The following is a 13,765-nucleotide window of genomic DNA, read 5'->3' on the forward strand; positions in this document are numbered from 1 at the left end:
AAAGGACCTACATGAGCAAGCTTTTCGAACCCGCCAAGGTTGGCGATATTTCCGTTAGGAATCACATCGTGATGGCGCCGCTGACGCGCAACCGATCGCCGGGCGCGATCCCGAATGATCTCAACGTCGAGTATTACCGTCAGCGTGCCACGGCCGGCCTCATTATCACTGAGGCAACCGCAATCACCCATCAAGGTCAGGGCTATGCCGACGTTCCGGGCCTTTACAAAGAGGAAGCACTCGACGGGTGGAAGCGTGTCACCGATGCTGTCCACGCCGCGGGGGGCAAGATCGTCGTGCAGATGTGGCATGTCGGCCGTATCTCGCACACGACACTGCAGCCGAACGGCGGCAAGCCCGTCTCCTCTACCAACCGCATTGCCAAGGCCAAGACCTACCTGGTCAGTAACGACGGCTCCGGCGCGTTTGCCGATACCTCCGAGCCGCGCGCCCTCGAAACCTCGGAAATTCCGGGTATCGTTGAAGATTATCGCAAAGCGGCGCGTGCCGCGATCGACGCTGGCTTCGACGGTGTCGAAATTCACGGCGCAAACGGCTACCTGCTCGATCAATTCCTGCGTGACGGTGTGAACGACCGCAACGACCAGTATGGCGGCTCGATCGAAAACAGGGCGCGCTTCACTTTTGAAGTGGTAGATGCCGTGACCAAGGAAATCGGTGCCGGCCGCACCGCAATCCGCATTTCGCCGGTCACGCCTTCAGGAGAAAGCTACGATTCCGCCCCCCAGGTCCTCTTCACCCATGTCGTCGAGGGTCTGGCAAGATATGATCTCGCCTATATCCACGTCATCGAAGGCCAGACGGGCGGTGATCGCGATTTCATGCAGGGCACAAACCCCGCCTTCGACTATGCAGCTCTGCGCCAGACTTACGAGAAGGCTGGCGGCAAGGCGAACTGGATGGTCAACAACGGCTATGACCGGGAAATGGCGATCGATGCCGTCGAGAGCGGCCGCGCCGATCTTGTCGCTTTCGGCAAACCGTTCATCGCCAATCCGGATTTGGTCGAACGCCTGGAAAAGAACCTGCCGCTGAACGCGCCGCAACAGGCAACCTTCTACGGTGGTGGGCCACAAGGTTACATCGACTACCCCGTGGTGGAAAAAGCCGCCTAACCTCAAGAGCATGATGTGGGATCCCGCCGTAGGCGGGATTTCCTTTTCTCCTGACGCCGTTAGGATGCGGCCATGTTCGAATCCCATCTCGACCGCTGGCGACTGACCGTCGACGGTGAACCGATCATCACCCATTCCAGCCACCTGTTGCCGGTCCTCTGGGACGGAAAACCTGCGATGCTGAAACTCTCCCGGGATGAAGCCGAGCGAGCCGGCGGCGCCCTGATGCAGTGGTGGGATGGCATCGGCGCTGCCAAGGTCTACGCACACGACGGCGAGGCCGTTCTGCTCGAGCGAGCAATGGGCAGTCAGTCACTGCTGGCAATGGCAATGGACGGCGCCGACGATGCGGCAACCCGCATCATGTGCTGCACCGTCGCCAGGCTTCATGCGCCACGCAGGCAGGCATTGCCAAAGCTCATTCCGCTAGCCCGCTGGTTTCGCGAGCTGGAACCGGCTGCCCGAGCTCACGGGGGCACATTGGCCCACTGCCACAGGGTTGCTGAAAGCCTGCTTGCCGACGCCACAGATCCCGTCGTCCTCCACGGCGACATTCACCACAGCAACATCCTCGATTTCAAACAGCACGGCTGGCTAGCGATCGACCCCAAGGGCCTCATCGGTGAACGCGGCTTTGACTATGCCAATATCTTTGCCAACGAAGACCTTCCGACAATAACCGCTCCCGACCGCCTACAGCGACAACTCCGGATCGTCGCGAGCGAGGCTGGCCTAGAGCCAAAGCGCTTGTTGCAATGGATCGCAGCCTATTCCGGCCTGTCGGCGGCCTGGTTCCTCGGCGATGGATCGACGGCGCAGGCCAAAAGTCCTCTCGCCGTCGCACGTATTGCACTGACCGAACTGCAGCAGAGTTAGACGATCAACGCAACCCGGATGGGTCCTAATGCCCCGCTTGCACCGAAACACGCGCTTGGACTTCCGCCCCTATTGAGCGGAGGCAACCGAGCGAAACCAGCGAGGCATGAACAGCTTCGTCGATGGGCGTATGCGGCTCGCTGCCGAGCTCGGCGACCAATCGTTCATTCGACATCCGCAACGGCTCCCGCCAGAGATAGCGCATCTCTTTCAACTCTTGCATGAAGGTGATGAACGGCGCCGACAGCGGTACGATCCACCACGGAAAGGTGCGCGTCTTTATCTTGTTGCCGGCCACCCGGTTAATCGCGGCGGCCATCTGGCCGCCATCAGCATCCCAGAAGCCGTCCATGTGATAAACCGCAAAGGATGGCAGGCGATCGCCACGTTCGACGAGACGGATCATCGTCTCCGCAACGTCGGGCAGATAGGCCCATTGATGCCCGATACCACGTCGCGCCGGATTCTTGACTGTGTGCACCGGCTTGCCCGGTGTGACCATCCCTTGCGAGAACCAGCTATTTGCTGCCCCCGGTCCGAAGAAATCGCCGGCGCGGACAATGATGACCGGCACCCCGGTCCGCGAGGCAGCCTCCAGACGTCGCTCCATTTCGACGCGGATCGCTCCCTTCTTCGTCACAGGATGCTGTGGGCTGTCTTCCCGGAGAATGGGAAAGGCATCTGGTCCGAAATTATAGACTGTTCCTGGCAAGACGATGCGGGCGCCGACCGAGCGGGCGGCAGCGATCGCGTTGTCAAGCATCGGGAGAACCAGCTTCTCCCAGTTGCGATAACCCGGTGGATTGACGGCGTGGATGATAAGGCTGACGCCTTGCGCGGCCGTCATGAGATCGGCAGCCTTCATCGCATCGCCCTGGATCCACTCGAAGTTCGGCACCGTCGCGCGCGCCCTGGCTGAATGCCGGTTCAGCGCCCGCACCCGCCAGCCACGTGCGGCGAGCTTGCGTGCGACTTCGCCGCCAATTCCGCCGGTCGCGCCCAGCACCAGGGCAACTTGTTTGTTCTGCTCCGCCATGATGATCTCCGTCATTTTTCAACTGACCGGATCATGCCGACATTCCAACATAAACGAAATTGACGAAATTCGTGCTATCACTATACATAAATCCATGAACAGGGAACCCGACTGGCATTTCTACCGAACCTTGCTTGCCGTTCTCGAATACGGATCGCTTTCGGCAGCAGCCCGCAATCTGGGCCTCACGCAGCCGACGGTTGGACGGCACATCGATGCTCTCGAGGAGGCAATCGCCTCACAACTCTTCGTCCGCTCGCCGAACGGTCTGTTGCCCACCGACGCAGCCCTTGAATTGAAGCCTTACGCCGAAGCCCTGGCCGCAACATCGGCCGCGCTGCTGCGCACGGCATCGGGACATCGGGAGCGAGTTGCCGGCACTGTCCGGATAAGTGCCAGCGAAGTGATCGGCGTGGAAGTGCTTCCGAACATTCTTGCACCGCTCGTCGCGGCTTATCCCGACCTCAACATCGAACTCTCTGCATCGGATGCCATCGAGGACCTTCTTACCCGCGAGGCAGACATTGCCGTTCGGATGGCGCAGCCGACCCAGGATCAGCTTGTCGCCCGCCACATAGGGGAGATACCGCTGGGCTTCCACGCCCACCGTCGCTATCTCGAGCAACACGGAGTGCCGCAGGAGATATCAGACCTAACACGACACCGCCTCGTCGGCTTCGACCGCCCGACGGCCTACATCAGAGCCATGATAGCGCGCTTTCCCATTCCTGAGGGGCTCACCTTCGCCTTCAAGAGCGACAACCCGCTTGCGCAAATCTCTGCTATTCGCGCCGGCATCGGGATAGGAATTTGCCAGGCGGGGCTCGGTGCCAGGGACCCGGATCTTTTGCCCGTCCTGCCGGAGCATTTCCGCATACCGCTCGACACATGGGTCGTCATGCACGAGGGAACGAAGACAGCACGCCGCTACCGCGTCACGTTCGACGCGCTCGTAGACGGCCTGCTGAACTACGTGGGAGAAACGGCGCGCAAGCGCCAGCGCTGATCATCGCAGTGGCGATCAGGCACCATGTCATGCGCGCGGCGAGGTTTCGCTGGAATGGCTTTTCCATGTGCCGTCGACCACCTCGGTCTCCGGCCGGTCCCCGCCTTCGGCGTACTCCTCATGCCATTTTCCCTTGTCATCCTGCCAGCTGATTTCTGCGGAATCACCGCCGACCTGCTGTTCGGCCGCGACAATACGGGCTGCTTCGAGCGCTTCGGAGTGTGTCGGGAATGCTTCGGAATACACACCACCCAACCGGTAGGCCCAGCCCCCGTCGTGAGGCACGACCTCGTAGACCACCTTGACCATGCATTTCACTCCTCTTCTTCTTGTTCGCGCTCCAATGCTGACCGGATTGCATCCAGTTCTGCGCGGGCCGCGTTGCAAGAGACGAGTGGGCGCCGCGATATGCTTCCGGCTGACCGATGCGTTAGTATTCCATTAAATTCTCAAGACTGCAAACGCACTGGCCACCATGCTCGCTTGCCATGCAAAATCATCGCTTTAGACTTCTTGGATGAATCAAAGTCGGAGCTTTTCGTGCAAATCGTGTCGCGACTGAAAGACGAAATGTTCCTGGTGTTGGCAATGGCCGTCGCCGTCGTCGCGTATTTCTCGGAACATACGGTCCTTGAGATGGGGCGCGGCATGTCGCTGATCGCGGCCGTAGCGCTTGTTGCCACGATCGTCGTCGCCTCCGTTCGCGTCGCCCATCATGCCGAGATCCTGGCAATCAAGGTCGGCGATCCCTACGGGACGATGATCCTGACGCTGTCGGCGGTTGCCGTAGAGGTGATCATCCTCGCGATCATGATGAGCGGCGAAAGCTCCCCTACCCTCGTTCGCGATACGATCTACGCTGCCCTCATGCTCGACATCAACGGCATTCTCGGCCTCGCCGCTCTGCTCGGCGGCTTGAAGCACGGCGAGCAACCCTACAACGACAATTCTGGCAAAACCTACGGCGTCATGATCCTCACCGCCATGGGCATCTCGATGATCGTTCCGGAATTCGTGCCCGACGACAAATGGCACTATTATTCCGCCTTCACCATCGTGGCGATGATCGCGCTCTACGGCTTGTTCCTCCGTATGCAAGTCGGTCAGCACAGCTACTTCTTCAGCTATGCCTACCCGCGGGGCGAGCGGAAGAAGACGGACGCCGAGGAACACTCGGCCGAAGACTCCACGATGGTCTCGATTGCAACAATCCTGATCGGCGTCGTCATCATCGGCCTCCTAGCGGAATTCATGTCGACTTTGATGACGGAAGGCTTGCGAGACACCGGCGCCCCAGTCGCGCTTACCGCCATCGTTGTGGCTGCGATTTCGGCGGCCCCCGAAATCCTCACGGCGCTGCGCGCCGCTTTGCGCAACCGCATGCAGGCGACCGTGAACATCGCCATGGGCGCCTCGCTATCGACCGTCATCCTGACGGTCCCTGTCATGGAGGCGATCGCCCTCTACACCGGCCAGCCTTTCATCATGGCGATGACGCCGGTACAGACGGTTATGGTGGCGATTACGCTGATTGCGGCGGCGATCAATCTCAACGACGGCGAAACCAACGCCATCGAAGGCATGACGCACTTCATTCTTTTCGCGACGTTCCTGATGCTAACGGCACTCGGTCTCTGAACGAACGCGGCGAAACAGCAGATCGTCAGGCGGCGGCACGAATGCCTGGCTCGAACAGAACGGCACGATCGCGCCCAGAATCCTTCGCCGCGTAGAGTGCTGCGTCAGCCATCTTGAAGAGGTCGGCCAAGGAGGTTTGGCTTTCCTCTACAGCAGCAACGCCGATGCTCACCGTAAACGATATCCGCTCACCGCCACACGCGACGACAAGGTCGTGCGCGGCTTTGCGGAGGTTCTCCGCCGTCATCAGCGCTTCATTTGCGGTCGTGTTTGGCAGGTACACGCCGAACTCTTCTCCACCCAGCCGGCCGAAGCTGTCGCCCGGTCGCATGGTGCGGCTAATCGCGTCTGCAAACGATACAAGAACCGCGTCGCCGGCGTCGTGACCGAAGCGGTCGTTCACTTGCTTGAAGAAATCGAGGTCGATCAGCAGCAGCGCATTGCCCGCGAGCATGGTGCGCGGCATCCGCGACATGAACCAGCGGCGGTTGCCAATGCCGGTCAGCATGTCCGTTTCGGCAACACGCCGCAACTCTGCTTCCGTTCGCTCCGTGACAAGGATGATGACGAACAGCGCGACCGCGAATTGGGTCATTATCCGCAAGAAGAAAGCCCATATCGGTGTCATCGGTGCCACGTCAGGGACAAGGAGGCCAACGACCACCATCAATGCCAGTAGCCCGCCTAAACCGATCGAGGCGGCGAGCAGTATCCGCGCTGGCAACCGCTCACGTTCGCCATCCCTCAGTATGCAAGCGGCAGACACCGTTAGCGACGCAAAAGCAAAGCCGTTGCCGATGCTTCCGCGCATGTAACTTGTGACGTGAAATTGCGTCGCCAGCGCCACAACGGCCGCCACGGCCGGAATGGCAAGGGACGCCCAATCCATGCGCCGCAATTTGCCGCTGCTCAGCCGGCGAATGCCTATCCAGAAGAGCGCGTAGCCGGTCATGCCAAGAACAATACTGCCGAAACCCCAAACAGGAACCGACAGCAGATGCTGCTCGCCCAATCCGGCCAGGGTCGAGGCTAGCGCAAGCGCAAAATAACTAGCCGCGAGTGCTCCTAGGCCTTCGCCATTCCGCGATTGGATACGCATGTAAACAAAGCAGACAGCACCGACCAGAAAGGAACATTGGTGCAAAAGGAGAACAGTCGCCAAATCGAGATGGATGATCATGATCCCGAAAACATGAGAGCCAAGGAAGTTGGCCCGACACATAAGCGACAGTTGTTAGCGAAGACTGAATTGCCGGCCTGCAAAAAAGAACCCGCCGTTTCCGGCGGGTCGATATTCATCAACGCTCAGATCGGAGCCTTACTTGCAAGCCCCGCAGAAGCGCTGGATGCGCTTGCAGGCCTCCTCAAGCAGCGCTTCCGAAGTCGCGTAGGAGATGCGGAAGTTGGGGCCGAGGCCGAAGGCCGAGCCATGAACGACGGCAACACCTTCGCTTTCCAGCAACTCCGAAACGAAGTCTTCGTCGGTCTCGATCACCTTGCCTGACGGTGCTGTTTTGCCGATCAGGCCGGCGCAGGACGGATAAACGTAGAAGGCGCCTTCCGGCGACGGGCATGTGATGCCCTTGGCCTGATTCAGCATCGACACGACGAGATCACGGCGGCCTTCGAAGATCTTCTTGTTCACAGGGATGAAATCCTGCGTCCCGTTCAGCGCTTCGACAGCGGCCCACTGGGCGATCGAGGTCGCACCGGAGGTCTGTTGGCCCTGGATCATGTCCATCGCCTTGATCAGCTGGATCGGGCCTGCTGCGTAGCCGATACGCCAGCCGGTCATCGCGTAAGCCTTGGAAACGCCGTTCATGGTCAGCGTGCGATCGTAGAGCTTCGGCTCGACTTCGACAGGCGTGACGAACTTGAAGTCGCCATAGGTCAGGTGCTCGTACATGTCGTCCGTCAGCACCCAGACATGCGGATGCGTCATCAGCACGTCCGTCAGAGCCTTCAGTTCGTCATGCGTATAGGCAGCACCCGATGGGTTGGACGGCGAGTTGAAGATGAACCACTTCGTCTTCGGCGTGATTGCCTTGTCGAGATCGGCAGCCTGGAGCTTGAAGTTGTTTTCCTGCGTCGCCGAGACGATTACGGGGGTGCCACCGCACAGCGCCACCATCTCCGGGTAGGACACCCAGTATGGCGCCGGAATGACGACTTCATCGCCCGGGTTCAGCGTCGCCATGAACGCGTTGAAGAGAATCTGCTTGCCACCGGTGCCGACGATCGTCTGCTCCCAGGAGTATTCCAGGCCGTTCTCGCGCTTGAACTTCGCGGCGATCGCCTTGCGCAGCTCAGGGATACCGGAAACCGGCGTGTACTTCGTCTCGCCGCGGTTGATCGCGTCGATAGCGGCCTTCTTGATATTGTCGGGCGTATCGAAATCCGGCTCGCCGGCACCCAACCCGATTACATCGCGCCCTTTCGCTTTCAGCTCGCGCGCTTTCTGGGAAACGGCGATGGTGGCTGAAGGCTTCACACGGGAAAGAGCATCGGCAAGAAAGGCCATGATATCGGTCCTATACGGTTGATTTGGACAGAAGGCCGGGGACCGGAATTCTGCGCTAAGCTCTATGTCCAATGTAAGCAGGCATTTCAAGCGCAAAGGCGTGATGGTGCCGATGATTCTTCGTGATCAGTCAGCTCATAAAATTGCCGATTCGCGACATCATCCCCTCAGCCTGCTGAATCATTTTGCGAAGGAGTTGATTCAGTTTCTGAAGGGAGTCGGATTTACGCCCTGAAATCAAAAACTTCGGCATTTACGCGCCTTGCCACGAATTGGCCGCAACAAATGCCGCGGCATGCCGCAATTCGGTCGCGAGCGCGCCGAGATCGAAGCCGCATTTTGTTGCATCCGACATTGGTTATTGAGGGCATACCCATGTTTCTGGAAGACGAGTTCGTCATAAGGCGCCTCCGCGCCCGCCGCGTATCCATCTCATTGCTGGTTGCATTCGTGGCTTTCACCGCGTCGATCCTTATGACGTTCGGGCTCGTCACGACGGTTTATGCCGAAGAAAGCCAGCAGAAGGTCGAGCAACTCGCCGGACTCGTTCGACCGAACGACGTGAACAGCGGCTCCCTCCTCTTTCCCGCCAAGGAGCCCGGTTTCTTCGTTGAGGCCCCGCGCCTGGCAGCCGGGCTGATCGCTCAGAAGTCCACATCGGTAAATCTGCCGCAAACGGCAACACGCGCCGATGAGCAGATCCTGCGAGGGATCGTCATGCTTCTCACCGCACTCATTGCGGCAAGCGGGCTTGCCATCTGGCGCCGCCGCGTGCGCGGCATCTTTGCAGGAGCCAAATCATGACGCGGATGACCTCGCGAGCCGGAATGCGAAATTATGAAGCGGACGAGTTCGGCCCGCTTCCGACCTATCTCGAGCTCGCCATGGCAACAGCGGCAGCGACCGCTTACGATGTGACGAGCGAGCAAAAAAGCCGCACGCTGCTGTCTCGTCTTTCTTTGGTCGAAAAGGCCATTGCCGTCAGCATCGCAGTTCTCGCGCTCTATGGAACGGCGTTGGTTGCCGACGGGCTCTACATCAAGGCCAAGGCCGAACTGTCGCAACTCCTCCTGAAGCGCGCCTTTGCCGCCGAGCTTCGCGGAGAAGACACCAAACCCTGGCCCTGGGCGGATTTCACGACCGAGGCAGAGGTGACCGCGCCGCGCCTCGGCAAGCATGCCATTGTCCTTTCCGGAGCTTCCGGAGAGGCGTTGGCTTTCGGTCCCGCTTGGCTCGCCAATACGCCCCAACCCGGCGATGAGGGAACCTCCGTCATCGCCGCCCATCGTGACACGCACTTCCGTTGGCTAAGGGATGTCAAACCGGGCGACGAAATCGAGGTCACACGGCGCGACGGCAAAGTCCTGACCTTCAAGGCAGGCGAAGGCCGCGTCGTGCCCTGGGATCAGAGCGGCATCGACCCGGCAGCACAGGGCCGTCATCTCGTGCTTGCGACCTGCTGGCCTTTCGGCGCCACGGAACGCGGACCGTTGCGTTATATCGTCGAGGCCGAACTCGTCGATCCGCAGTCGACGGGCGCGATATCATCGACAAACACAAAGGCGTTATCCCAAGCAGAGTGAGGTTGAAGCAGGTGCACGGCGCACCACGTTGACGGGGACAGGCAATGGGACGGACGATGACAACATCTGCAAAGCTTCAATTCGGATTTCTTCTCGCAACAGTGCTCTTTGCCGCCTCCTCGGGCCTCTCGGCTGAGACCGTCAAGACGAAAGCGGTCGAGGTGCAGGTCGATACGATTGCAACAGGGTTTGAGCACCCCTGGGCAGTAGAGGTACTTCCCGATGGCTCGTATCTCGTCACCGAGCGACCGGGGCGACTGCGCATCGTCCGTGACGGCAAGCTCTCTGCCCCCATTGCCGGCGTCCCTGAGGTCAGCGCCCGCAGCCAAGGCGGCTTGATGGACGTTGCGCTCGCGCCTGATTTCGCAACAAGCCGAAAGGTATTCCTGACGGCTGCGACAAGAGCCAAAGGCGGCTCTGGCACGGAGGTGTTCAGTGCCACGCTGTCAAAAGACGGCACAAGGCTGAATGACGTCAAATCCATCTTCGCGATGAAGCGCTTCACAAGCGGCAATATCCAATACGGCGCCCGCATCGCCTTCGCCAAGGACGGCTCGCTGTTCATCAGCATCGGTGACCGCGGCGACCGGGATCGTTCCCAGGACTGGAAGGATGACGCCGGCTCCATCATCCACCTCAATGCGGATGGCAGCATTCCCGATGACAATCCCTTCAAGGATGGCGTCAAGGCGCTCCCGGAAATCTGGTCGAAAGGCCACCGCAATCCGCAGGGCATCGCTTTTGATGCCGCCGACGGCAAGCTTTACACCGTTGAGCACGGCGCCCGCGGCGGTGATGAGATCAACGCCATCGAGCCGGGCAAGAACTATGGCTGGCCAATCATCACCTATGGCCGCGACTATTCAGGAGCGGAGATCGGCGAAGGCACTGCCAAGGAAGGACTGGAGCAACCGCTTTATTATTGGGACCCGTCCATAGCGCCGGGCGCCTTGGCAATTTATCGCGGCAAGATGTTTCCCGAATGGGACGGCAACTTTCTGGTCGCCGCGCTGAAATTCCAGCTGCTTTCGCGAATGCAGCGCGACGGTACCGGCGCTTTCGTCGCCGAGGAGCGAATGTTCGACGGTTCCTATGGCCGGATGCGGGATGTGGTCGTTGCCCCCGACGGCGCTTTGTTGATCCTTACGGACGAGGACGATGGTTCTTTGCTGAGAATCTCGCGAGCGCCAGCCAACAATGGCTAGTGGGAGGCCTATAGCCCGGCGCGCAGGTCCTTTCGGATCACGAACTTCAAGCCGGACCATGTCTTGTCAATAGCGCAGACTTTGACGTCGACCATGCCCAGAGGCAGGAAGATCGTTCGCAGCACGTCTTCGGTGACCGTCGTCGAAACCCGCGCGGCTTTCTTGGGCCAGGAAATCCATAGCATCCCGTCCGGTTTCACAGCGGTTGAGAGAGCTAAAGCCATATCCTCCAGGACCGGCCGGCCTGTTTCGAAAACGTGGATGTAGTCGAAGCGACGCTCGACCACTGATGGCAACGCTGTCTCGATCGAGGAGAAACGCCCAAAGGTTTCTATCTCGGCAATCTCGGGCACGCCGATCAGCAATGCCGCCTGCCCCTCCCTCAAGCCCAGCTTTCGCGTGAGCGAACTGCCCGAATATCCCGCCGGCGCATCGCCCTGCTGCCGTGCCGCAGCTTTTTCGTCCAGCGATGAAACCGCTTTCGTGGTCATCCGTTTGCTCTCTGCGCTGCAAGGAATAGCGACATTCTTCACCCTTGCTCGAACGAAAGGCAACTGCTAACGCTCGGCATACTCTCTCCCGAACCGAGGATGAAATGACGCGCATTCAGGCGAACCTCCTTCTATTGCTTGCAGCTGCCATCTGGGGCGGCGGCTTTGTCGCGCAGTCGACGGCAATGAAGGCGATCGGCCCGTTCTGGTTCATTGGCCTGCGCTTTATGATCGCCGCCGTAGCGGTTCTGCCGTTCATGCTGTTCGAGGCACGCAAGGCGCCGGTTGCGACCGCGCCGCGGCATCTCAAGCTCTATCTGCTGACCGGTCTTGCGCTGTTCGGGGGCGCAGCTACCCAACAGATCGGCCTGCAGACAACGACGGTGACGAATTCGAGCTTCATCACCGGTCTCTATGTCGTCATCGTGCCATTGATCGCCGTCGTTTTCCTACGCCGTTCTCCGCACTGGATCATCTGGCCGGGTGCGCTCATGGCCGTTTCGGGTATCTACCTACTATCCGGCGGGCAACTCTCGGCATTGACGACGGGCGACCTGCTAACAGTCGTTTGCGCAATATTCTGGGCCGGACAGATCACGCTGGCCGGGATCACGGTGTCCGAGACCGGTCGCCCGCTGGCGCTCTCAACGGCCCAGTTTGCCGTCACCGGCGCCTGCGCCCTCGCCGTCGCTGTGGTTAGCGAGCCAATCAGCTGGGCGGCGATATGGGCCGCTGCCCCCGAGATCCTCTATGTCGGGATATTCTCCTCGGGTGTCGCCTTCTCGCTGCAGATTATCGGCCAACGCTACACCACCCCTTCACAGGCGGCGATCTTCCTGTCCGCCGAAGCGCTTTTTGGCGCCTCGCTTGGCGCCCTGCTGCTGGGCGAAACCATGCCGCCACTCGGCTATATCGGCTGCGCGCTGATGTTTACAGCGATGCTATTGGTTGAAGTGGTCCCCGAAATAGCGCGCCGTCGCGCTTCCGACAGGTTGAAACCGAGCCCAAATTTGGGTTGAACGCCCGGAAAAGAAAAAAACTTTAGCTTTTACGCAGTCGCGTTAACGTTGCATTTTTGGGAAAATCTGCTCCCAAATTATATTGCTAACGATGTAAACCGTTAAACTCTGGCGCCTAACGACCGATTTTTTGCTTTAAGGGCGTGAAAATGCTGCCCAGAGGCGCTTCTCGGCACAGAGGCGTTAAAAAACTTTTGCTTGCCAAAATTTAATAATCGCAGCACTCTCGCCGTGTTCGGGCATTTTGCGAGCATGGGAAGTCCTTGAGAATGTGCGCGCCGGAGACGCTAAAATTCCGGTCAACCAGTTCCGAGAAAACGGGCGTCAGTCCCGTGGTGAGCTTGGTTGTGCTAGAGGGGACCTTTTTCTCACATTTCAATAATTGCCTGCTAACGTCTCCGTGAGGAGGCAATATCAGTGATGCTGCCCGTGTGGATGGCGGGCAGAGATAAAAGGACCTGACGCATGGCCGAGACTGGCACAGTAAAATTCTTCAACACCGACAAAGGTTTTGGCTTTATCAAGCCGGACAAGGGCGGCGCGGACATCTTTGTACACATTTCTGCCGTTCAGGCTTCTGGCTTGGCCGGACTGACGGAAAATCAGAAGGTTAGCTTCGACACGGAGCCGGATCGCCGCGGCAAGGGCCCCAAGGCTGTCAACCTGCAGATTGCAGGCTGAGCCTCCAGCCAACGCTGTCAATTCGAGTTGAAGCCCGGCAGCGATGCCGGGTTTTGTCATTCAGCCTGCATTCACCTCGCGGCCCTTACCTTGCCATCATCAAGGTGCAGAACCGGAATCGGTTAAAACAGGGAAAGACAAATGAATAGGTTTGCCAAGGCGCTCTTCATGACGGCAACTGCTGCTGCCCTCACGGTGTCATCGATCGGCGTTGCATCGGCTGGTGATTGGCATCGTCATCATCACGGCGGCGACGACGCGCTCGTTGGCGGCGCCGTCGGTCTTGCAACCGGTCTGATCGTTGGCTCTGCTATTGCCAGCGCCCCGCGCTACGACGAGCCGCGCTACATCGACCCGCCTTATGAGCCGGGATACGAAGACGCTCCGGTCTATCGCGCTGCCCCGGCTCGCTATTATCGTCCAGTTGCCGACGTCGAGCCATGGACTCCGCAGTGGGAGCGCTATTGCTCATACCGCTACCGCTCCTTCGACCCGCGCAGCGGCACCTATATCGGCTACGACGGTCGCAGCCATTTCTGCACGGCCGGCTGATCGACCAGCTGCATAATCGAG

At 59.6% G+C, this 13,765-nt stretch carries 14 protein-coding genes and 1 pseudogene; 10 read left to right on the forward strand and 5 right to left on the reverse strand.

What is annotated here, in order from left to right:
* The first annotated feature begins 11 nt into the window (after positions 1–11).
* Together FHT97_RS07880 and FHT97_RS07885 are read left to right on the forward strand one after the other, a co-directional pair.
* The gene (locus tag FHT97_RS07880) at positions 12–1,136 is read left to right on the forward strand and encodes an alkene reductase (protein WP_183861140.1); all 1,125 of its coding nucleotides are present in this window, start codon (positions 12–14) and stop codon (positions 1,134–1,136) included.
* A gap of 72 nt (positions 1,137–1,208) precedes the next feature.
* The gene (locus FHT97_RS07885) at positions 1,209–2,012 is read left to right on the forward strand and encodes an aminoglycoside phosphotransferase family protein (protein WP_183861141.1); all 804 of its coding nucleotides are present in this window, start codon (positions 1,209–1,211) and stop codon (positions 2,010–2,012) included.
* A 25-nt stretch (positions 2,013–2,037) separates the two neighbouring features.
* Here FHT97_RS07885 and FHT97_RS07890 read toward each other — a convergent pair whose 3' ends face one another.
* Positions 2,038–3,048, reverse strand: coding sequence for an SDR family NAD(P)-dependent oxidoreductase (locus FHT97_RS07890; RefSeq protein ID WP_183861143.1), 1,011 nt, complete (start codon positions 3,046–3,048; stop codon positions 2,038–2,040).
* A gap of 94 nt (positions 3,049–3,142) precedes the next feature.
* Between FHT97_RS07890 and FHT97_RS07895 the strand changes: the two genes are divergently transcribed.
* Positions 3,143–4,054: a LysR family transcriptional regulator gene (locus FHT97_RS07895; RefSeq protein ID WP_183861145.1), complete on the forward strand. Its 912-nt coding sequence runs from the start codon at positions 3,143–3,145 to the stop codon at positions 4,052–4,054.
* A 27-nt stretch (positions 4,055–4,081) separates the two neighbouring features.
* Here FHT97_RS07895 and FHT97_RS07900 read toward each other — a convergent pair whose 3' ends face one another.
* Positions 4,082–4,363, reverse strand: a complete 282-nt coding sequence (locus FHT97_RS07900; protein ID WP_016554668.1) for a DUF2188 domain-containing protein — start codon at positions 4,361–4,363, stop codon at positions 4,082–4,084.
* 231 nt (positions 4,364–4,594) lie between these two features.
* Between FHT97_RS07900 and FHT97_RS07905 the strand changes: the two genes are divergently transcribed.
* The gene (locus FHT97_RS07905) at positions 4,595–5,692 is read left to right on the forward strand and encodes a calcium:proton antiporter (protein WP_183861147.1); all 1,098 of its coding nucleotides are present in this window, start codon (positions 4,595–4,597) and stop codon (positions 5,690–5,692) included.
* A gap of 25 nt (positions 5,693–5,717) precedes the next feature.
* Here FHT97_RS07905 and FHT97_RS07910 read toward each other — a convergent pair whose 3' ends face one another.
* Together FHT97_RS07910 and FHT97_RS07915 are read right to left on the reverse strand one after the other, a co-directional pair.
* Complete coding sequence (locus FHT97_RS07910; RefSeq protein WP_246712579.1) at positions 5,718–6,791, reverse strand: GGDEF domain-containing protein; 1,074 nt, start codon at positions 6,789–6,791, stop codon at positions 5,718–5,720.
* 219 nt (positions 6,792–7,010) lie between these two features.
* Complete coding sequence (locus FHT97_RS07915) at positions 7,011–8,213, reverse strand: pyridoxal phosphate-dependent aminotransferase (protein WP_183861151.1); 1,203 nt, start codon at positions 8,211–8,213, stop codon at positions 7,011–7,013.
* 285 nt (positions 8,214–8,498) lie between these two features.
* Between FHT97_RS07915 and FHT97_RS30770 the strand changes: the two are divergent.
* From FHT97_RS30770 to FHT97_RS07930, 3 genes and pseudogenes are all read left to right on the forward strand, one after another.
* Positions 8,499–8,852 (forward strand): annotated as a pseudogene (locus tag FHT97_RS30770) (marine proteobacterial sortase target protein); the annotation flags it as partial.
* A gap of 170 nt (positions 8,853–9,022) precedes the next feature.
* The gene (locus tag FHT97_RS07925; protein ID WP_183861422.1) at positions 9,023–9,796 is read left to right on the forward strand and encodes a class GN sortase; all 774 of its coding nucleotides are present in this window, start codon (positions 9,023–9,025) and stop codon (positions 9,794–9,796) included.
* A gap of 56 nt (positions 9,797–9,852) precedes the next feature.
* Positions 9,853–11,001, forward strand: a complete 1,149-nt coding sequence (locus FHT97_RS07930; protein ID WP_183861155.1) for a PQQ-dependent sugar dehydrogenase — start codon at positions 9,853–9,855, stop codon at positions 10,999–11,001.
* Between the two features lie 8 nt (positions 11,002–11,009).
* Here the strand turns inward: FHT97_RS07930 and FHT97_RS07935 are convergent, their stop codons facing one another.
* On the reverse strand, positions 11,010–11,492 hold the full coding sequence (locus FHT97_RS07935; protein WP_183861157.1) for a DUF3052 domain-containing protein: 483 nt from the start codon (positions 11,490–11,492) through the stop codon (positions 11,010–11,012).
* Between the two features lie 104 nt (positions 11,493–11,596).
* Between FHT97_RS07935 and FHT97_RS07940 the strand changes: the two genes are divergently transcribed.
* From FHT97_RS07940 to FHT97_RS07950, 3 genes are all read left to right on the forward strand, one after another.
* Complete coding sequence (locus FHT97_RS07940) at positions 11,597–12,511, forward strand: DMT family transporter (protein ID WP_183861159.1); 915 nt, start codon at positions 11,597–11,599, stop codon at positions 12,509–12,511.
* Positions 12,512–12,976: 465 nt separating this feature from the next.
* Positions 12,977–13,192 (forward strand): cold-shock protein, encoded by a 216-nt coding sequence (locus FHT97_RS07945; protein ID WP_007534130.1) that lies wholly within the window; start codon positions 12,977–12,979, stop codon positions 13,190–13,192.
* A 141-nt stretch (positions 13,193–13,333) separates the two neighbouring features.
* Positions 13,334–13,744: a BA14K family protein gene (locus FHT97_RS07950; protein ID WP_183754234.1), complete on the forward strand. Its 411-nt coding sequence runs from the start codon at positions 13,334–13,336 to the stop codon at positions 13,742–13,744.
* The last annotated feature ends 21 nt before the right edge of the window (positions 13,745–13,765 follow it).

The sequence above is a fragment of the Rhizobium sp. BK399 genome, from assembly GCF_014194695.1.
In the GTDB taxonomy this organism is placed as follows: Bacteria; Pseudomonadota; Alphaproteobacteria; order Rhizobiales; family Rhizobiaceae; genus Rhizobium.

What these genes read in the sequence shown, in the direction of transcription:
- FHT97_RS07880 (WP_183861140.1), top strand. Translation starts at nt 12, where the DNA reads ATGAGCAAGCTTTTCGAACCCGCCAAGGTTGGCGATATTTCCGTTAGG.
- FHT97_RS07885 (WP_183861141.1), top strand. Translation starts at nt 1,209, where the DNA reads ATGTTCGAATCCCATCTCGACCGCTGGCGACTGACCGTCGACGGTGAA.
- FHT97_RS07890 (WP_183861143.1), bottom strand. Translation starts at nt 3,048, where the DNA reads ATGGCGGAGCAGAACAAACAAGTTGCCCTGGTGCTGGGCGCGACCGGC.
- FHT97_RS07895 (WP_183861145.1), top strand. Translation starts at nt 3,143, where the DNA reads ATGAACAGGGAACCCGACTGGCATTTCTACCGAACCTTGCTTGCCGTT.
- FHT97_RS07900 (WP_016554668.1), bottom strand. Translation starts at nt 4,363, where the DNA reads ATGGTCAAGGTGGTCTACGAGGTCGTGCCTCACGACGGGGGCTGGGCC.
- FHT97_RS07910 (WP_246712579.1), bottom strand. Translation starts at nt 6,791, where the DNA reads ATGCGTATCCAATCGCGGAATGGCGAAGGCCTAGGAGCACTCGCGGCT.
- FHT97_RS07915 (WP_183861151.1), bottom strand. Translation starts at nt 8,213, where the DNA reads ATGGCCTTTCTTGCCGATGCTCTTTCCCGTGTGAAGCCTTCAGCCACC.
- FHT97_RS07925 (WP_183861422.1), top strand. Translation starts at nt 9,023, where the DNA reads ATGACCTCGCGAGCCGGAATGCGAAATTATGAAGCGGACGAGTTCGGC.
- FHT97_RS07930 (WP_183861155.1), top strand. Translation starts at nt 9,853, where the DNA reads ATGACAACATCTGCAAAGCTTCAATTCGGATTTCTTCTCGCAACAGTG.
- FHT97_RS07935 (WP_183861157.1), bottom strand. Translation starts at nt 11,492, where the DNA reads ATGACCACGAAAGCGGTTTCATCGCTGGACGAAAAAGCTGCGGCACGG.
- FHT97_RS07940 (WP_183861159.1), top strand. Translation starts at nt 11,597, where the DNA reads ATGACGCGCATTCAGGCGAACCTCCTTCTATTGCTTGCAGCTGCCATC.
- FHT97_RS07945 (WP_007534130.1), top strand. Translation starts at nt 12,977, where the DNA reads ATGGCCGAGACTGGCACAGTAAAATTCTTCAACACCGACAAAGGTTTT.
- FHT97_RS07950 (WP_183754234.1), top strand. Translation starts at nt 13,334, where the DNA reads ATGAATAGGTTTGCCAAGGCGCTCTTCATGACGGCAACTGCTGCTGCC.